This window comes from Chryseobacterium nepalense (genome assembly GCF_023195755.1).
Classification (GTDB): domain Bacteria; phylum Bacteroidota; class Bacteroidia; order Flavobacteriales; family Weeksellaceae; genus Chryseobacterium; species Chryseobacterium nepalense.
Genome location: NZ_CP096203.1, coordinates 1,332,926 through 1,352,506, shown reverse-complemented (window position 1 = coordinate 1,352,506; position 19,581 = coordinate 1,332,926). Strand labels below are relative to the sequence as shown.

General features: G+C 37.6%; 19 protein-coding genes. 17 read left to right on the top strand and 2 right to left on the bottom strand.

Features of this window, described 5'->3' with window-relative positions:
- Positions 1-15: 15 nt before the first annotated feature.
- The 10 genes from M0D58_RS05700 to M0D58_RS05660 all read left to right on the top strand — a co-directional run bounded on the left by M0D58_RS05700 (position 16) and on the right by M0D58_RS05660 (position 9,910).
- The gene (locus M0D58_RS05700) at positions 16-327 is read left to right on the top strand and encodes a hypothetical protein (protein WP_248394171.1); all 312 of its coding nucleotides are present in this window, start codon (positions 16-18) and stop codon (positions 325-327) included.
- 9 nt (positions 328-336) lie between these two features.
- A complete protein-coding gene (locus tag M0D58_RS05695; protein ID WP_248394170.1) occupies positions 337-921 on the top strand; it encodes a Crp/Fnr family transcriptional regulator in 585 nt (194 codons plus the stop codon).
- A gap of 789 nt (positions 922-1,710) precedes the next feature.
- Positions 1,711-2,586 carry a pirin family protein gene (locus tag M0D58_RS05690; protein WP_248394169.1) on the top strand — a complete coding sequence of 292 codons (876 nt, stop codon included), beginning with the start codon at positions 1,711-1,713 and terminating at the stop codon, positions 2,584-2,586.
- 285 nt (positions 2,587-2,871) lie between these two features.
- Positions 2,872-2,997 (top strand): hypothetical protein, encoded by a 126-nt coding sequence (locus M0D58_RS18115; RefSeq protein WP_282569134.1) that lies wholly within the window; start codon positions 2,872-2,874, stop codon positions 2,995-2,997.
- Positions 2,998-3,220: 223 nt separating this feature from the next.
- On the top strand, positions 3,221-5,338 hold the full coding sequence (locus M0D58_RS05685) for a type IA DNA topoisomerase (RefSeq protein WP_248394168.1): 2,118 nt from the start codon (positions 3,221-3,223) through the stop codon (positions 5,336-5,338).
- 292 nt (positions 5,339-5,630) lie between these two features.
- Positions 5,631-6,053, top strand: coding sequence for a PaaI family thioesterase (locus M0D58_RS05680; protein WP_248394167.1), 423 nt, complete (start codon positions 5,631-5,633; stop codon positions 6,051-6,053).
- Between the two features lie 73 nt (positions 6,054-6,126).
- Complete coding sequence (locus tag M0D58_RS05675) at positions 6,127-6,471, top strand: phage holin family protein (protein WP_248394166.1); 345 nt, start codon at positions 6,127-6,129, stop codon at positions 6,469-6,471.
- A 192-nt stretch (positions 6,472-6,663) separates the two neighbouring features.
- Positions 6,664-8,658, top strand: a complete 1,995-nt coding sequence (locus M0D58_RS05670; protein ID WP_248394165.1) for a S9 family peptidase — start codon at positions 6,664-6,666, stop codon at positions 8,656-8,658.
- An 80-nt stretch (positions 8,659-8,738) separates the two neighbouring features.
- Positions 8,739-9,227 (top strand): DNA-deoxyinosine glycosylase, encoded by a 489-nt coding sequence (locus tag M0D58_RS05665; RefSeq protein ID WP_248394163.1) that lies wholly within the window; start codon positions 8,739-8,741, stop codon positions 9,225-9,227.
- Positions 9,224-9,910, top strand: coding sequence for a hypothetical protein (locus tag M0D58_RS05660; RefSeq protein WP_248394161.1), 687 nt, complete (start codon positions 9,224-9,226; stop codon positions 9,908-9,910). Before M0D58_RS05665 ends, M0D58_RS05660 begins: the two co-directional genes overlap by 4 nt.
- Before the next feature lie 50 nt (positions 9,911-9,960).
- Here the strand turns inward: M0D58_RS05660 and M0D58_RS05655 are convergent, their stop codons facing one another.
- Positions 9,961-10,653: an AIM24 family protein gene (locus M0D58_RS05655; RefSeq protein ID WP_248394159.1), complete on the bottom strand. Its 693-nt coding sequence runs from the start codon at positions 10,651-10,653 to the stop codon at positions 9,961-9,963.
- 173 nt (positions 10,654-10,826) lie between these two features.
- Here M0D58_RS05655 and queA point away from each other — a divergent pair, with 173 nt between their 5' ends.
- The 6 genes from queA to M0D58_RS05625 all read left to right on the top strand — a co-directional run bounded on the left by queA (position 10,827) and on the right by M0D58_RS05625 (position 16,679).
- Positions 10,827-11,876 carry a tRNA preQ1(34) S-adenosylmethionine ribosyltransferase-isomerase QueA gene (queA, locus tag M0D58_RS05650; RefSeq protein ID WP_248394157.1) on the top strand — a complete coding sequence of 350 codons (1,050 nt, stop codon included), beginning with the start codon at positions 10,827-10,829 and terminating at the stop codon, positions 11,874-11,876.
- 47 nt (positions 11,877-11,923) lie between these two features.
- Positions 11,924-12,271 (top strand): four helix bundle protein, encoded by a 348-nt coding sequence (locus M0D58_RS05645; protein WP_248394154.1) that lies wholly within the window; start codon positions 11,924-11,926, stop codon positions 12,269-12,271.
- 40 nt (positions 12,272-12,311) lie between these two features.
- Positions 12,312-13,346: a dual-specificity RNA methyltransferase RlmN gene (gene rlmN / locus M0D58_RS05640; RefSeq protein WP_248394152.1), complete on the top strand. Its 1,035-nt coding sequence runs from the start codon at positions 12,312-12,314 to the stop codon at positions 13,344-13,346.
- 74 nt (positions 13,347-13,420) lie between these two features.
- Complete coding sequence (locus M0D58_RS05635) at positions 13,421-14,359, top strand: sterol desaturase family protein (RefSeq protein ID WP_248394150.1); 939 nt, start codon at positions 13,421-13,423, stop codon at positions 14,357-14,359.
- A 275-nt stretch (positions 14,360-14,634) separates the two neighbouring features.
- The gene (locus M0D58_RS05630) at positions 14,635-15,513 is read left to right on the top strand and encodes a hypothetical protein (protein ID WP_248394148.1); all 879 of its coding nucleotides are present in this window, start codon (positions 14,635-14,637) and stop codon (positions 15,511-15,513) included.
- Between the two features lie 188 nt (positions 15,514-15,701).
- On the top strand, positions 15,702-16,679 hold the full coding sequence (locus M0D58_RS05625) for a polyprenyl synthetase family protein (RefSeq protein WP_248394146.1): 978 nt from the start codon (positions 15,702-15,704) through the stop codon (positions 16,677-16,679).
- Between the two features lies 1 nt (position 16,680).
- Here M0D58_RS05625 and M0D58_RS05620 read toward each other — a convergent pair whose 3' ends face one another.
- Complete coding sequence (locus M0D58_RS05620; RefSeq protein WP_248394144.1) at positions 16,681-16,974, bottom strand: hypothetical protein; 294 nt, start codon at positions 16,972-16,974, stop codon at positions 16,681-16,683.
- Positions 16,975-17,111: 137 nt separating this feature from the next.
- Between M0D58_RS05620 and M0D58_RS05615 the strand changes: the two genes are divergently transcribed.
- Positions 17,112-19,544 (top strand): alpha-ketoacid dehydrogenase subunit alpha/beta, encoded by a 2,433-nt coding sequence (locus M0D58_RS05615; protein ID WP_248394142.1) that lies wholly within the window; start codon positions 17,112-17,114, stop codon positions 19,542-19,544.
- The last annotated feature ends 37 nt before the right edge of the window (positions 19,545-19,581 follow it).

Genomic DNA, 19,581 nt, shown 5'->3' with positions numbered 1-19,581 from the left:
AATAAACAATCAAAAATGAATACCTTACACTTCTTAGTCATCGGTAAAAATCAGGAGATCCTTGATACCCTGAAAAGAGTCATTGAAAACAATGAAGGCTGGAAAGCAACCATCCAAATGGATGAGAATACATGCTATGATACCATCAGAAATACCAATATAGATATTGTACTGCTGAGTTCCGGACTGGAAGAACAGTTTGAAAAAGACATCAATACCTTTTGTGAAAATCTGGATAAAAAAGTAAAAGTTATTGAGCATTATGGTGGAGGAAGCGGATTATTAAAGAACGAAGTTTACACAGTTTTTCCTAATTTGCAGCCATAAACTGCAACTATGTCTGAAAACATCATCGGAAATGTAACAAGATTCATTAACCTTGAGCCTAAAGAGGAACAATTTTTCACCGGTTTGCTTACCCTGCAGACCTTTCCCAAAAAGACAATCCTGCTTCGTGAAGGAGAAATCTGTCAATTTGAGGGATACATCCAGAAAGGGTGTGTAAGAGTATATTATCTTGATGACAATGGCTTTGAAGTGACCATCCTGTTTGCCATAGAAGACTGGTGGATCAGTGATATTGCTTCCTTTCAGGATCAGAAACCATCTAATTTATACATAGAAACCCTGGAAGATTCGGAAATTTATATGCTGAATCCGGCAGCTAAAGAAAAACTATTATCCGAAATCCCAAAATTTGAAAGGGTTTTCAGAATGCTTGTGCAAAGAAATCTTTCCACGCTCCAGCACCGTCTGGTCAATACTATTTCCAAAAGTGCTTCAGACCGGTACCTGGAATTTATAAAAGTTTATCCGTCCATTCCGCAAAGAGTGGCACAATACTATATCGCTTCCTATCTCGGCGTTTCCAAAGAATTCGTAAGCACCATCCGAAAACGCCTCGCTTCCAAGCAAAAATAATTTTCAAAATCAAGATCCGCACAATTCCCCTCCTAAGGAGGGGTGGCAAAAATTTGCAGAATTTTTGACGGGTGGTTTTATCACCCAATTTCTTTTCATGGTTAATGGTTTGACACTCTGTCATTCTGAGCGCGAAGCAACGAAGAATCTCCAAACATCACACTATCAACCGACCTGGGAAACTGAAGCGTAAAGAAAATTACTTTTGCGAACGTAAAGAAATCCCACTGTCTGAGTGCAAGAGCAATAATAAACCGAAGAACCAATAGTAACTTTGCATGAGTTTTGGGATTTTTAGAGAGCAGAAGGAATTTTTAGCGTAAGGTTCCAGTCTTGAACTTTTTTTCTTTTGTTTGACTACGTCGAATCTTCGATTTCAAGACAAAAGAAAATATATCAAATGTAGTTTAAGATTCTTTCAGAATGACAAATTCATGTAATACACTCTGTCATTCTGAGCGCGAAGCCGCGAAGAATCTCCAAATATCACACTATCAATCGACCTAGGAACCTGAAGCGTAAAGAAAAATAATTTTATGAACGTAAAGAAAATCCCACTGTCTGAGTGCGACAGCAATAATAAACCGAAGAACCAATAGTGAACTCGCACGAGTTTTGGGATTTTTAGAGAATAAAAATATTTTTTAGTATTCAGGTTCCAGTCTTGAATTTTTGTTTCTTTTGTTTTAAGACAAAAGAAAATAATCACATTTATTAAACTAGTTAAATGCACAGCAAAACCCACCAACCTAACTTTGTCCTATCAAAACAAATAAATACACACCAGATATGGACAGAAAAGATTTTTTAAAAAAAGGATTATTGGGAACGGGAATGTTCGTGGCATCAGCATCATTGGGCAATACCATGAAAAATGAGATCGATGAGATCGAACCGTTGGAACCGATTGGCTACAACCATCTTCCCAATCCAGATTCAAAAATAAAAGACAACTCTGTTATTCATAAAGCGGATACCAGAGGAAAGGCAGACCATGGCTGGCTGGTGAGCAATCATACCTTTAGTTTTGCCAATTACCATAATCCGGAAAGAATGCATTTCGGGGTATTAAGAGTTTTAAATGATGATAAAGTGGAGGCGGGAAGAGGCTTCGGAACACATCCTCACGACAATATGGAGATTATCAGCATTCCATTAGAAGGCGACCTTGAACATAAAGACAGCATGGGAAATTCAGCCATCATCAGAAGTGGTGATATTCAGGTAATGAGTGCGGGAACCGGAATTATGCACAGTGAATTCAACAAAAACCAGGATCAGCTGGTAAAATTCCTCCAGATCTGGGTATATCCGAATAAAAGAAACGTTACCCCGAGATATGACCAGATTACATTAGACAAAACGAAAAGCAAAAATAAATTCCAGCAAATCCTTTCTCCAAATGCCGATGACGAAGGAGTGTGGATTCATCAGGATGCATGGTTTCATTTGGGGAACTTTGAAACCAATACCGAAACCGATTATCAGGTTAAGAAAAAAGGAAACGGTGTTTATGCTTTTATCATTAAAGGAAGTGCGGAAATCGAAGGCCAAAAGCTGGAAGAAAGAGATGGCTTCGGAGTTTGGAATATTAATGAGCTTCACATCAAAGCGACATCCGAAAACACGGAAATTCTTCTCATGGACGTTCCGATGACCATGTAATAGAAATTAAATTCATGAACCTGGTTCATAAGTATTGTTGGTGAGCTCTCTTTTTTAAGGGAGCTTTTTTTGAATTAATTAATCTTAATAGTCTAAATTTCTTATGCAGTTAAAATAATAAGCTTCATCGAATCAACTCGTTGATTAATTATTTGCTCCTTAAATATGCTGGATTATAATTTCAACTTTGCGAAAAAAAATTCTTTTAACAACAAGTTTAATCTATATTCTCCAATACTTATACACACTGCAAACATACTTCTGTTTACTTCAGATTATATTTTTATGCCTGCAAACTATATTTCAGTTCCTGTAAATAATATTCTTGCTACTGCAATGGTAATTGAAGTCCCTGTAAATAATATTCTTGCTACTGTAAACCATATGGTGATTACTGCAAATGCAATATGAACGCCCGCAGAAATACTTCCTGCATTAATACATCCGGAATTCCCAACATTATTTATAATACACGATATAGGAAACACTTTTCTTACCAATGAGCTTAATTGCAAAAGATATCACCCACACGCTCAACCATCAACAAACAACGCTTCACCATCCGCCATCAACAAATTAGCAAAATCCAAAAAAAATCCCGATTTTTGCCCCTCTTCAAAACTCCGAAAAATTCATGAAACTTTGTATTGCCGAAAAACCCAGTGTTGCCAGAGATATCGCCAAAGTATTGGGGGCCACCACTCCCAAACAGGGATATATGGAAGGAAACGGCTATTGTGTGACATGGACTTTCGGGCATCTCTGCACCCTCAAAGAACCTCACGATTACGGTCCGCAGTACAAATCCTGGAATCTTTTTCTGCTGCCCATCATTCCTCATAATTTCGGGATCAAATTAATTCCGAATAAAGGCGTTGAAAACCAGTTTAAAGTGATTGAAAGATTAGTATCCGAATGTGATGAGGTCATCAACTGCGGGGATGCCGGACAGGAGGGAGAACTCATCCAGAGATGGGTGCTGCAGAAAGCAAAATGCAACAAACCGATTCAGCGTTTGTGGATCTCGTCCCTTACCGAAGAAGCCATCAAAGAAGGTTTTGCAAGCTTAAAACCTGCCGAAGATTACAAAAATTTATATCTCGCAGGAAATGCAAGGGCTATCGGCGACTGGCTTTTGGGGATCAACGCAACCAGGCTTTTCACCAAAAAATTCGGGGGAAATAAAGCCGTGCTTTCTATCGGAAGGGTTCAGACGCCAACATTGGCGATGCTGGTTCAGCGCCAAAAGGAAATTGATGCCTTTACTGTAGAAGAATACTGGGAACTGAAAACGCGATACAGAGATGTTGTTTTCAATGCCGCTATCGACCGTTTAAAAACATTAGAACGGGCCGAAAAAGGCTTAGAATATCTAAAAGAAAACTTATTCGAGATCGTTTCTTTTGAAATTAAAGAAGGTAAAGAAAAGAATCCGAGGCTGTTTGACCTTACCGGACTTCAGGTGGAAGCCAACAGAAAATATGGTTATTCCGCAGAAAATACGCTGAATTATATCCAAAGTCTTTACGAAAAAAAGCATGTGACCTATCCTCGTGTAGATACGACCTATTTATCTGAAAGTTTATATCCGAAAATAGAAGGAATTCTGAGAAAAATGTACTTTTATCAGGAACTTGTGGCACCTTTGCTGGAAGCCCCGATTCCGAAATCCAAAACGGTTTTTGATGATACAAAAGTCACAGATCACCACGCCATTATTCCTACCGAAGTTCCGCCTTCCCAAAATCTGAGCAGGGAGGAAAAACTGGTGTATGATTTAATTGCGAAACGTTTTATTTCCGTCTTCTATCCCGAATGTAAAATCTCTAATACTTTGGTAGAGGGGAAAGTGGGAACCATTCCTTTCAAAACCAGCGGAAAACAGATTCTCGAACCGGGATGGAGAGCCGTTTATGCAAAAGAGCCGAAAGATGAGTCGGAGAAAGAAAAAGATAAAGAGGAAGAACAGACCATTCCGGAATTTACCGTAGGGGAAACCGGACCTCATGATCCGATGATCCATCAGGGTAAAACTTCGCCGCCAAAACCTTACACCGAGGCAACGCTTCTTCGTGCCATGGAAACAGCCGGAAAACAGGTGGAAGATGATGAGCTCCGAGAATTGCTCAAAAATAACGGGATCGGAAGGCCATCAACCCGCGCTAACATTATCGAAACTCTTTTCAAAAGAAAGTATATTGAAAAGAAAAGGAAAAATCTCATCGCTACCCAAACGGGAATTCAGCTGATCGATACCATTGAAGATGAACTCCTTAAAAGCCCGGAACTTACCGGTGAATGGGAACTTAAACTCCGGAAAATTGAAAAAGGAGAGTATGAAGCCAATCATTTCAAGGAAGAATTGATTCAGATGGTTACTGAGCTTACCGAAAAGGTAGTCTACGGAAAAGGAAAAGTAATCAATCTGGAAGAAGAGAAGGTAGTGAAAGAAAAAAAGAAACGTGAACCAGCCGTAAAAAAAGAACTGCAGTCCTGGGAAGAAACAAAATGTCCGAAATGCAAAGAACATCATCTTATGAAAGGAAAGACAGCGGTAGGGTGTTCAGATTTCAAAAACTGTGGCTTTAAAGTTTTGTTTGAAATTTTTGGTAAAAAAATATCAGACAAGCAGCTGATGGATCTCGTTCTAAAAGGGAAAACTTCAAAACTAAAAGGTTTTACGGCACATCCTGAAAGCCTGACAGAAGGTGTTTTGTCTTTGGATGACAATTTTCAGATTGTTTTAAACTAGGTATGCATAAAATGCTTCACCTCTGTACAAAATGACACTGCTGCAAAATCATGTTTAATAAACTGTTAGCATTCGCAATGTCATGCTGAGCTCGTCGAAGCATCTGTTCAAAATAATAATTCAAAAGATATCAATAGGGGCGGACTTTAGTCTGCTTTCTAATAATAAAAACCTCAAAATGGCTTTGGCCAAAACTTAATGCAATCGGATCTGCTTAAATTAATTTAAGGTCAGAACCATATTTGCATTGTTTTTGAAATTTGTCTTTACATTTACATTTTAAAATCATTACATGACACCCGAAAAAAAACAGCTCATCACCGACAGCTTTCACCGTTCCGAAACATTGAAATTCTATAAAGCAGAACTCCTGGAAGTTGAAACCGATTTTATCTCTATGAAAATCCCTAAAATGGATCTGATGACCAGGAAAGCCGGAATGTTCAACGGAGCAATGATTGCTTCTTTAGTGGATGTTTCTTCAGGATACGCCGCGGTAAGTCATTATGAAGAAGATTGCTATGTAGTAACCGTAGAATTGAAGGTGAATTATCTGCGTCCGGCAATCGGCGATGCACTCGTTTCAAAATCGTATGTCATCAAGGGCGGAGCAAAGATCAGTGTCATCCGTACGGAAATCTATACTGTTGATGAAAACAATGATTCGGAAAGCCATGTTGCCACTTCTTTGGTAACCATGATGAAAATAAAGTAAATCTTTTCGGAAATTTATGCTATATTTAATATAACAATTTCTGAATAAGTGACTGAACTAAAAAAATAAAAATATGAACTTAATTATTCGTCTGCTGGTAACGGCAATTGTTGCCTACCTGCTTACCATGATCTTACCGGGAGTACATTTTTCCGGATTCGGTGGGGCCATTATCTTTTCCATTGTATTGGGAATTTTAAACCTGATTGTAAAACCGATCCTTAATCTTTTGGGATTACCTTTAACAATTATTACTTTAGGTTTATTTGCCCTTGTTATAAACGCGATCATCATTCTTATTGCAGATTATTTTATAGACAGTATGGTCGTCGACGGTTTCTGGTGGGCACTGATTTTCAGTATTCTTCTCTCCCTGATAACTTCTCTGGCAAACTCCATGTTTTCAGACAGAGATTAAATCATAAACATTTCAAAGGTTGATAATGAGTGGGCTTCGGTTCACTCTTTTTTATGTAGACAATACACAATTTTGCTTAAATTTTATCTCTGAATATTCTCTTGCTGTATGGTAAAAATAAGTAACTTTGAAAACTTTGAAATAAACAGGATTATGAGCTTTATATCATAATCAAAAAATTTGATCAACAATATGAAATTTAAGTACAGTCTGCTGGCTTTGGCAGCGCCGCTCTTAATGAATGCACAGAAAGTAATGACGCCGGAAATCCTCTGGACTTTAAAGAAAGTCGGGGTACAGGCAGTTTCACCAGATCATTCTTCGCTTATATATAAAGTGGGACAGGTGGATCTTAAAACAGAAAAAACCAAAAACGAAAGCTATTTCCTGAATGTTCTGAATAACCAGTCCGCAAAAATGGATTTGGGCAAAAAAGCCCTTATCCAATGGGATAAAAACGGAATTTATGCCCAGGAAGGTGACAAAATTTTTGTTTCTAAAGACAATGCAAAAACCTGGACGGAATTTTATACAATAGGTGAAGCGGATAATATTGTCATTTCTCCCGATGGCAAAAAAATAGCATTCAGCAGACAGGTTCTTGTGGAAAAAGTAATGGGGAAAGATAAATATTCCGACACCCCGAAAACCACGGCACAGGTTTATACCGACCTCAACCACAGACACTGGGATTATTTCAACGAAGGAAAATACAACCATATTTTTGTAGTAAATGTTTCGGATAAAGCAGATGCTGCAAAAGATCTTCTGGAAGGAAAGATGTGGGATTCTCCACAAAGACCATTCGGGGGAGCTGAAGATTTTATCTGGAGCCCGGATTCCTCACAGCTTCTTTATGTAACAAAGCCTAAGACCGGAAAAGAGTATTCCACCAGCACAAATACTGATATCTTCGCTTATGATATTGCAACAGGAACCACCAAAAATCTGACGGAATCTAATAAAGGCTATGATGTGAATCCTAAATTCAGTCCGGACGGAAAGTCGTTAATTTGGCAGAGTATGGCCAGAGACGGTTATGAAGCGGACAAAAATGATGTGAAAATCATGGACTGGAAAACGGCTAAAGTAACAAATCTTACTGCAGGATGGGACGAAAGCGTTTCGGGAGATGTCTTCTGGAGTGCAGATTCAAAAACAATTTATTTTACGGCTGCATTCAGAGGAATAAAACAGCTGTTTTCATTAGACCCGAAAAATGCTAAAGTTCAGCAGATCACAAAAGGTGATTTTGATGTGAATGAAATCTTTGCAGATCAGAAAAAATCGTTACTGGTAGGAAGAACAGACATCAACCATGCAACAGACCTGTTTTCGGTGAATATCAAAAACGGAGAAATGCAGCAGGTAACCGAAGTCAATAAAGACACGTACGCAAGCCTCTCTCAGGGAAAATCTGAACTTAAAATGGTGAAAACTTCGGATGGCAAAGAAATGGGCGTATGGTTCCATTACCCTCCAAATTTCGATCCTAATAAAAAATATCCTACACTGGTGTATTGCCAGGGCGGGCCACAGTCGGCTTTAACTCAATTCTTTAGTACAAGATGGAATTTCGCCTTAATGGCTGCCAACGGATATATTGTTGTGGCACCAAACAGAAGAGGAATGCCGGGCTGGGGAACAAAATGGAATGAAGAAATTTCCAAAGACTGGGGCGGTCAGCCGATGAGAGATTATCTTGCCGCAACAGACTTTGCCAAAACATTACCTTACGTGGATGGTGAAAGAGTAGCAGCTGTTGGAGCAAGTTACGGAGGATACAGTGTATTCATGTTAGCCGGAATCCACGAAAACAGATTCAAAACGTTTATTGCCCATGATGGATTGTTTGATATGAAATCCTGGTATCTTACCACAGAAGAGCTTTGGTTTGCCAACTGGGATCTCGGTTCGCCTTGGGAAAAGCCACTTCCTAAAGCGTACACAGAATTTAATCCAAGCAATTTTGTGGATAAATGGAACAAGCCGATTATGATTGTTCAGGGTGGAATCGACTACAGGGTTCCTTACGAGCAGGGTCAGGAAGCTTTCCAGGCAGCACAGCTCAGAGGGTTAAAATCCAAACTGGTGTACTTCCCGAATGAAAACCACTGGGTGCTTCACCCTCAGAATGGTCTCGTTTGGCAGAGAGAATTCTTCGACTGGCTGAAAGAAACATTATAAAATATCAATAGGAGCGGGCTTTAGCCCGCTTTTTGTTTTTTGAAAATGAAAAGGCTTTAGCCAAAATATAAAATCCAATTATGCAAAACAGAATCTTCTCTTTTCCTCCAATTATTGATGATCATTCTGAAATTATAATTTTAGGCTCAATTCCGGGTGTTAAATCCTTGGAAAAGCAACAATATTACGGTCATCCGCAAAATAAATTCTGGAAGATCATTTTTGAATTGCTGAATGAAGAATTTACGGAAGATTACGACCAAAGAATTCAGATCTTAAAGAAAAATCATATTGCGCTTTGGGATGTTATCGATTCCTGCGAAAGAAAAGGAAGCCTGGATTCGGAAATTAAAAACGAAGAAGCCAATGAGATCGGTGAATTGCTGGAAGATCATCCTAATATTAAAGCCATATTTTGCAACGGCGGAAAATCATATAAAAATGTACAGAAAATTTTAGGCAAGAATTATAAAATTCCGGTATTTTTACTGCCTTCTACCAGTCCTCTCCACACCGTGTCTTTTGAGAAGAAACTAGAAGAATGGAAGAAGGTAAAACAATATCTATGAAAAAATTCATCCTATTATTGCTTATTTTAAGTTTTACGAATGCTTTTTCCCAGGAATATCATTTTGATTATTTTGTTAAATATAAATTCCAATCAAAACAAAAAAAAGAAAAGCGAACAGAGAATTTTGAATTTCTGAGTATTGTAAATTCAAAAGACTATTCTTATCAGATTAATTTCAGAGCTGAAAGTAGAGATACAATGACAGCAACAATAACTGACTTGAAAAATAATTTACAACATTATTTTCATGTAACGAATACCACGTTTCCTTTAAGTAAGCTGAATTTTGACTATAAATATTCAAAAAGAATTCCTTCTGCTAAAAAACAACTTGAAGATGAGTCAAAAAGAAGGTTCTTTAGATCTGAGTTTGTTGGAAAACAAAATGACGGCTTGTCACGATATTTAATCAACGAATATACAAATGGAAAGATGAAAAAGCCGAGAGTTTCAGCAGAAGTTATTTTTGCAGACTTTCAGGACGATTTATCATATATTGGATTACAGTTTTTATTCGATTATTATGAAATCTATAATAAAGTTAAATTTGAAAAAAATTATATAGTAAAATCAGCATCAGCAAAATCTGAAAATCTTGAAATTGTATTGTCATTAGATAGTATTGAGCCTCAAAATTTTGATATAAAAATTAATCCTGATCAACTAAAATTTCAAAACTAAAACAGCAAAGTGAGCAATTTGCAAACTTTACTGTTTTTATGGGTATTTTACTATTTATCAATCCTATACACTTCCTCATAAGGCTGTATTAAAACCCATCCGTTCCCGGAGAATTTCATCTGAAATTCTTCGCCGCTCCCTCTTCCGATAAGACTTTTAAAAGAAACATTGGTCTTTAATTCAGGAGTTAGGTTTCCGGACCATGCTACCGTAGCATTAGGATCTGTAAAAACAGGTGCATCAGGAGTTACCAGCAAAGTCAATGGCTCACCGTGCGTAGTAACTGCAATGTGTCCTGTTCCGGATAGCCTTACCTGGAAAAGTCCGCCGGACATAACGCCTGCAATGCTTTTCAGCATCGTAATATCACTTTTTACGCTTTGTTCGTGAGCTAATACGTCGTTTCCGTTTACACAAACTGCTTCATTGTTAAGGTAAAGAATGCGTACCTTCTTTCCTTCATCGGCCACATATAATTTTCCGGTTCCTTCGGCTTTCATCAGTCTTGCTCCTTCACCGCTGATTGCTTTTTTAAGCAGATTTCCCAAACCGCTCGAAAGCATTCCCTGTCTTTCAAAATTGATGTTTCCTATATAACTTACCATACTTCCGGTCTTTGTCCATACTGCCTGATTGTTCAGGTTAATTTCCAGAAGCGCTGGCTTTTCAAGTTCGAAGTAATCTCTGTTTTCGGGTTTTTCTTTTGTTTCGTTGACGAAAGATTCAATTGAATATTTGCTCATAAGTGTACATTTAAACTGCAAAATACAAATTTTCAGACGTAATATTCGCCGTAAAATCACGGTTTTTTGCCTGATTGTAAATAATACTTGACAAAGGGGTACCGAATGTCGTATATTTGCAGTCCGAAAATTACATCTTGTAATTTGATAATTTTTAAACCGTAATTTAAAAAATGAAAACATCAGATTTTAATTTTGATCTTCCTGCAGAATTATTAGCAGAACACCCATCCGAGCACAGAGACGAAGCAAGGCTAATGGTTTTGGACAGAAAAACCGAAACTATTGAACACAAATTGTTCAAGGATGTGGTTGATTATTTTGATGAAGGAGATCTTTTCATCTTTAACAATACCAAGGTTTTCCCGGCACGTCTTTATGGAAATAAAGAAAAGACAGGAGCAAAAATCGAAGTTTTCCTTTTGAGAGAACTTGATAAAGAAACCCGCGTTTGGGATGTATTGGTAGATCCTGCAAGAAAAATCAGAATTGGAAATAAATTATTCTTCACGGAAGACGAATCTCTGGTAGCGGAAGTTATCGATAACACAACTTCAAGAGGGAGAACATTAAGATTCTTGTTCGATGGTTCTTACGAAGAATTCAGAGCTAAATTAAAGGAGCTTGGAGAAACACCGCTTCCAAAATATATTAAAAGAGACGTAGAACCGGAAGATGCAGAAAGATACCAGACAATCTACGCAAAAGTGGAAGGAGCGGTTGCTGCACCTACGGCTGGGCTTCACTTCTCAAAACATCTGATGAAAAGACTGGAAATCAAAGGAATTGATTTCGCAGAAGTTACCCTTCATGTTGGATTAGGAACATTTAACCCGATCGAAGTGGAAGATCTTTCCAAACACAAAATGGAATCTGAAGAGATTTTCATCGATGAAAAAAATGCTCAGATCATCAACAATGCCGTTGAAGCTAATAAGAGAGTGTGTGCTGTAGGAACTACAACAATGAGAACACTGGAAACTTCAGTATCTTCAAATAAGAAAATTTCCGCATTCCACGGATGGACAAATAAATTTATTTATCCTCCTCATGAATTCGGGGTTGCCAACTGTATGATCACGAATTTCCACACGCCGAAATCTACGTTAATCATGATGATTGCAGCGTTTGCAGGAAGAGACTTCGTAATGCACGCGTATGAAGAAGCTGTAAAAGAGAAATACAAATTCTACTCGTACGGAGATGCGATGCTAATTTTATAAAAAAGTAAAAAGAGCCAAGTTAAAAGTAAAAAGTTAAAGAACACAAAATGAAACAAAACGATTTACTTGCAAGAACTTTTATGTTTGGCGTGAATTGTCTTAAGTTTTTAAGAACACTTCCAAATGATCCTGAAAGTAAGTTAATTAGGTTTCAACTTGGAAAATCAGCCACTTCGATAGGGGCGAATTATGAAGAATCACAAGCCGGGTCTTCAAAAGCAGATTTTAAAAATAAGGTGAAAATTGCCTTAAGAGAAGCTCGGGAAAGCAATTTCTGGCTTCGGATTTTAAAAAATTTAGACGGTTATAATTCAGAAGAATTTCAAGTATTATTAAATGAAAGCGCTGAATTAAAAAATATTTTAGCAACAATAGTTAACAACACAAAGTTGTAAAAACTTTTCAATTTTTACTTTTAACTTGGCTCTTACCTATATGAAAGATATCAGAACTTTATCACTCGACCAGCTTAAAGAGTATTTTACGTCTTTAGGAGAAAAGCCTTTCCGAGCGAAACAGGTGTACGATTGGCTGTGGAGCAAAAACCTTCATTCGATTGATGAGATGACGAATCTTTCAAAGTCTCTTCGTGAAAGAATTTCCGAAGAATACACCATCAATCCGGTTTCTGTTGATCAGCTCCAGAAAAGTACCGACGGAACCATCAAAAACGGAGTCAAATTACACGACGGTTTATTGGTAGAGTCTGTTTTGATACCTACCGAAACAAGAACTACAGCTTGTGTCTCTTCTCAGGTAGGATGCTCATTAAATTGTGAATTCTGTGCAACAGCTAGACTCAAAAGAATGAGAAATCTGGAAGTGGCGGAAATTGTAGATCAGGTTGCTTTAATCGACAGCCAGAGCAAAATGTATTTTAACAGGCCACTTTCCAATATTGTTTTTATGGGAATGGGAGAGCCGATGATGAACTATAAAAATGTAGTGGAAGCCATCAGGAAAATCACACAACCGGAAGGTTTAGGGATGTCGCCGAGAAGAATTACCGTTTCTACATCAGGAATTCCCAAGATGATCAAAATGCTTGCTGATGACGATTTGAGAGTAAAGCTCGCCTTATCACTTCACTCCGCTATCGAATCAAAACGTAATGAGATCATGCCCTTTTCCGAAAAATTTCCTTTAACGGAAATTATGGAAGCGCTTCAATACTGGTATCAGAAAACAGCTTCTGTCATTACTTTCGAATACTGCGTATGGAAAGGGATCAATGACGGAGATGAAGATATTAAAGCGCTTATTAAATACTGTAAACAGGTTCCTTCAAAAGTTAATTTAATCCAATACAACCCAATTGGAGACGGGAAATATGATCAATGTAATAAGCAGGCAGAAGAAAATTATATCCGTCAGCTTGAAAATGCAGGAATTGTTTGTGTAATAAGAAAAAGCCGGGGAGGCGATATTGATGCAGCCTGCGGACAATTAGCCAACAAAACAGCTGATTAAAATTTCATTAAAAAAATCATGAAATATTCTTAACGTTTCTTAAAATCTTACCTTTGTACCAAATAAAAGTGACAATGGTAGATTACTTTTTTGGTAAAGATGGTCTTGAAAATATTTATGCATGGTCGATCCCGGTACATGCAACAATCATTCTGGCAGAAATGATTTACAGTCATGTTGCCGAAGCCAGGCTTTATAACGGAAAAGATCTTGCAACAAATATTTATCTTGCGCTACTCAATTTTGGGTTGGATCTTCTGATGAAAGCTTTTGCCATGGGAGTAATGTTTTTCTTCTTCAACCACAGGCTTTTTTCATGGGAATATACAGTATGGTACGGATTGCTTTGCTTCATTATTACGGATTTCGATTATTATGTCCTTCATTATGTAGATCATCATTCCAGGGCGTTTTGGGCGGTACATATTACCCATCATAGCTCGGAATTCTTCAATCTGACAACCGGTTTTAGGAGTCCGGTTCTACAGCCGCTGTACCGGTATCTTTATTTTTCACCGCTCGCTTTTTTAGGTTTTAATCCGTGGCATATTATGGTGGCATATGCGATAGGCCAGGTGTACGGAACCTGGGTGCATACACAGACCGTAAAAAGTATGGGTATTCTGGAATATATTCTCGTTACTCCCTCTCATCACCGGGTGCATCATGCCTGTAATATTAAATATCTGGACAGAAATATGGGAATGTGTCTTATTATCTGGGATAAAATTTTCGGCACCTTTGAAAAAGAAGATCCCAATGTGCCCGTAAAATATGGTATATATCCTAAAATGCCCGACAATAAGCCTGATACAGTTCTTTTATATGAATGGCGAAAAATATGGAAAGACATTAAACAACCGGGGTTAAAATTCTCAGACAGAATTAATTATATTTTTAATTCTCCCGGATGGCGACATGACGGAACCGGAAAAACAGTACGGCAATATCAGAAAGATTACTGGACAAAGAAGAATAAGAAAAAACCGGAATCACATAAAAAAACAGCGTAAATTTTCTCCGTTCTAAATAATTTTCAATATCTCTATATAATCAATTCAAGCGGCTTGGTCCGTCTTTTTTATTAGATTTTTTAATTTTCATTTAGACTTGGCTGAGTGGAACAATAGTATCAAAAAAACTCAAATTATATTAATATCAGATTTGCTATCATTTGCTGAGTACTAACGCCTTTGCGAACGAAAAATAAATACAGTTATTTTAAAAAAAATTGCGTCCATTGCGCTAAAAAGATTGCAATTACTGTCATTTATAATATTTTTACAAAATGAAAAAATTATTTCCTGTTTTAGCCATTCTGATTTCTACGTTGTATTCTTCCCAACAATCTGAAACATTAAAGATCAGAAAATTCAGAATTGCTTATCTGGATGAAAAGATTGAAGAAACATCAGGGTTAAGCTTAATGAACGGGAAATTGTACACATTTAACGATAGTGGAAATTCACCGGAAATTTTTGAACTGGATAAAACAACAGGATCAATCATCAATATCCTACCGATTAATGCTAAAAATAAAGACTGGGAAGCTTTAACTCATGACGGAAGTAATTTTTACATCGGCGATTTCGGAAATAACGGAGGGACGAGAAGAGACCTTGAAATTTATAAAGTATCATCTGGAAACAATTCTTTCACAAATGATTCGGTTCGGTTGATCTCATTTGAATATCCGGAACAAAAAGACTTTACCCCGAAGTATTCTTCAACGGATTTTGATGCTGAAGCAATGATTTATCTCAACGGGAAAATTCACCTTTTTACGAAAGATTGGGACACGAAATCCACCGTGCATTACAGCATTGATCCTGAAATTTCAGGAAAGCAGCAGGCGCAGCAAACAGAATCTTTTAAAATAAATTTTTTGGTTACGGATGCTTCTTATTACAATAAAAAGTTATACCTCATCGGCTATACAAAGAAAACGGAAGTTTTTTTGAATATTTTCAGGGAAACAGAACCGGGGATTTTTTTCAACGGAACTCCGGATAGATATTATTTAGGAAGCGCACTGTCAATAGGACAGATTGAAGGCATTGCTGTAGATGAAACCGGCATTTATATTTCCGGAGAAAAATTTCATTCACCTTTGGGAACTGCAAAGCAGAGTCTGTATTTTATTCCAACTGACAAGCTCAAAGATTAATAATTTAAACATTTGTGTCACTTGCTGAGCTAAGCGCCTTTGTGGGCGTAAAAATATTCAAATAATTATACAATTCTCTGCGACTTTGCGTTAAAACTAAAAAAATGATATTCGTATTAAATTACCTTAAAATTGACTGAAAAAAATTATCTTTGTGGTAATTAATAATTTATCCATCATCAAAGATTGTGGCGAACACTGTAGAAGAAATCAAGCGACCGATCAATGAGGAAATGAAACTTTTCGAGCAGAAGTTTTATGAATCCATGCAGAGTAAAGTACCTTTATTAGATAAAGTCACACGTTTTATTGTTACTACAAAAGGGAAGCAGATGCGGCCGATGTTCGTTTTTCTTTGTGCCAAGCTTGTGGGAGACGTTAATGAAAAGACCTACCGTGGTGCTTCCATGATTGAGCTCATTCATACTGCAACGCTGGTACACGATGATGTGGTGGATGAAAGTTTTAAGCGACGCAACTTTTTTTCGATCAATGCGTTGTGGAAAAATAAAATCGCTGTTTTAGTAGGAGATTACCTTTTGTCAAAATCGGTTTTACTTTCAACGGATCACAAAGATTACGATTTACTGGGAGTTATTTCCAGAACAATCCGTGAAATGTCTGAGGGAGAACTTCTCCAATTGGAAAAAGCCAGGAAACTGGATATTACAGAAGAAGTGTACTACGAAATTATCCGTCAGAAAACCGCTACCCTTATTGCAGCCTGTTGTGAAATCGGAGTTTTGTCGAATAATGCTGATGCAAATTTGGCAAAAAAAATGATGGATTTCGGAACTTATACCGGAATGGCTTTTCAGATTAAAGATGATCTATTTGATTACCTGACTTCTAATGTCATCGGAAAACCCGTAGGAATCGATATCAAGGAGCAAAAGATGACATTGCCATTGATTTTTACCCTGAGAAACGCCAACGAAAAAGACAAAAAGTACTATTTTAATACTATTAAACGGTATAATAACGATCAGAAACGTGTAAAAGAGCTGATCAGCTTTGTAAAAAGTTCCGGTGGGCTGGATTATGCCATTTCAATAATGAAAGATTTTCAACAAAAAGCCAAGGATATTCTTAACGAATTTCCCGATTCCGAAGCCAGAAAATCTTTACATATTATGCTGGATTACGTAATTGAGCGAAAATTTTAAATTAAATTATTTTCATCGTTACAATAATAACGGCTAAAACTATGCAAAATAAAGCTGTTAAAAATAAATAATCCGCAATAGTTTCAAATCTGTGTCCACGCTTTTCATGCGTAGATCTTATCGCAAGAAAGGAAAAGAAACAACTGAATGCGAAAAACAGGCAGGCTACACCCGCAAATTCGTCCAAATGAGTGCTGGGACTCATTTTAGTAATCTTCAGAGACGTGATGATCACCAGTGAAAAGCCCAGCAGATTACTCGAAGCATTCAGAATATGGGTGGATTTCTTCTCCATCTTTACAATTTTTTTCTAATATAAATACAATTTTTTTTATTATCAAATATTTAAAAAAGATTATTAAAAATTAAAATTAATTTAAAAAGTGTATATTAGCAAAATACTTCAAGAATTATAAAATTTTTTATCGGGCTATGCAGACAACCTATATTGAAACACAGCAAATTTCCTTTCAAGACTTTAAAAATCAGATACTTGAAGATTATAAGTTAGGAAGGATTTCTCGCGAAATGTCATATCTGGGCAGAAGAGAAGTTCTTACGGGAAAAGCTAAATTTGGTATTTTTGGGGATGGAAAAGAGCTTCCTCAGCTTGCAATGGCGAAAGTTTTCAAAGATGGAGACTTCCGTTCAGGATACTACAGAGATCAGACCTTTGCTTTGGCTGTTGATGCGCTGACTGTTGAAAGTTTCTTTGCACAGCTGTATGCAGATACCAGCGTTGAAAGAGAGCCAGCCTCTGCAGGAAGACAGATGAATGGGCATTTTGCTACACGAAGTCTTAATGAAGATGGAAGCTGGAAAGATTTAACAGCTCAGAAAAATATTTCATCCGATATTTCTCCCACTGCCGGACAAATGCCAAGATTATTAGGATTGGCGCAGGCTTCCAAAATATATAAATCAGTAAAATTTGAAGGTTCTGAGAAATTCTCAAAAGACGGGAACGAGATTGCTTTCGGTACAATTGGTGATGCTTCTACGGCAGAAGGCCATTTTTGGGAAACGCTGAATGCTGCTTGTGCACTTCAGGTTCCGATGATTGTTTCAATCTGGGACGACGGCTACGGGATTTCTGTTCCTACCATGAAGCAGAGAGCAAAAGCAGATATTGCTGAAATGCTGAGCGGTTTCCAGAGAAAAGAGGGTGAATTCCAGGGATGTGAAATCATTCAAGTGAAAGCATGGGATTATCCTTCATTGCTGGATGCCTATGCCAGAGCAGAACAGTTTGCAAGGATGGAAAGCATTCCCGTGGTAGTACACGTTATAGAAGTGACACAGCCTCAGGGACACTCCACTTCAGGATCTCACGAAAGATATAAGAACGAAGAGCGTCTTGCCTGGGAATCTCAATTCGACGGTTTGGTGAAATTCAAAGAATGGATTTTGAATTATTCAATCGAAATCGATGGAAAAGAAGAAGTTCTGGCAACGGCTGAAGAATTGGATGCTATTGATGAAGAAGCTAAAAAAACGGTAAAAGCCGGGCAGAAGGCAGCCTGGGAAAATTACCAGAAAACCATTACGGATTTAATTCATTCGGTGTTACCTTTTGTTGAAAATCTGAAAGGTCAGAATTCCGAAATTGAAAACTATATCAGTCAGTTTAATAAACTGGTTTCCAAAGCGAAAAAAGATGTCTTCCATTTGGTAAGAAAATCTTTATTGGCAACAAGAGGAACGAATTCTGCAGAAAGAAATCAGCTGATGCAGAAATACAATGAGATTTTTGAGGTGGAAAAAGACAATTATTCGTCTCACTTATATTCTCAGTCTCAGTGGAAAGCGGAAAATGTAAAAGAAATTAAACCTGTTTACTCTGAAAACTCCGAAGACGTTGACGGAAGAGTAGTGGTACGAAATAATTTTGACAAGATTTTTGAAAAATATCCTGAAACTTTAGTATTTGGTGAAGATGCCGGAAATATCGGTGACGTAAACCAGGGACTCGAAGGAATGCAGGAAAAATACGGCGAAGTTCGTGTAGCAGATACCGGAATCCGTGAAGCTACGATTCTCGGACAGGGAATCGGTATGGCGATGAGAGGTCTCAGACCAATCGCTGAAATTCAGTATTTAGATTATATTTTGTACTGTTTACAGGGAATGAGCGATGATCTTGCTACCGTCCAGTACAGAACAAAAGGTGGTCAGAAAGCTCCGGTAATCATCAGAACAAGAGGCCACAGGCTGGAAGGGGTTTGGCATTCAGGCTCTCCGATGGCGGGTATTCTTAATCTTTCCAAAGGAATTTTAGTTTTGGTTCCAAGAAACCTTACAAAAGCTGCCGGATTCTATAATACCATGCTTCAGAGCGATGATCCTGCTGTAATTGTTGAATGCCTGAACGGATACCGATTAAAAGAAAAACAACCGGATAACTTAGGAGAATTCACTGTTCCTGTAGGGAAAATTGAAGTTACCAAAGAAGGAAATGATGTGACGTTAGTAACATACGGTTCTACGTGGAGAATTGTTATGGAAGCAGTGGAAGAGCTTGAAAAATTAGGGATTTCTGCGGAAGTGATTGACGTTCAGTCATTGATTCCTTTCGATCTAACTCACGAAATTGCTGAATCGGTGAAGAAAACCAACCGATTGGTGGTAATCGACGAAGATGTGGAAGGCGGAACTTCAGCGTTTATTTTACAGCAGATTTTAGAAAAACAGAAAGCCTTCAGATTCCTGGATTCTGATCCGTTGACAATCTCTGCCAATGATCACAGACCGGCATATGCAAGTGACGGAGATTATTTCTCTAAGCCATCTGCAGACGATATGGTAGAGAAAATCTACGCCATGTTTAATGAAACAAATCCTCAAAAATATCCAGCAATATTTTAATTGAGATTTTAGATAAATTTTTGAAACCGCTTCTTTT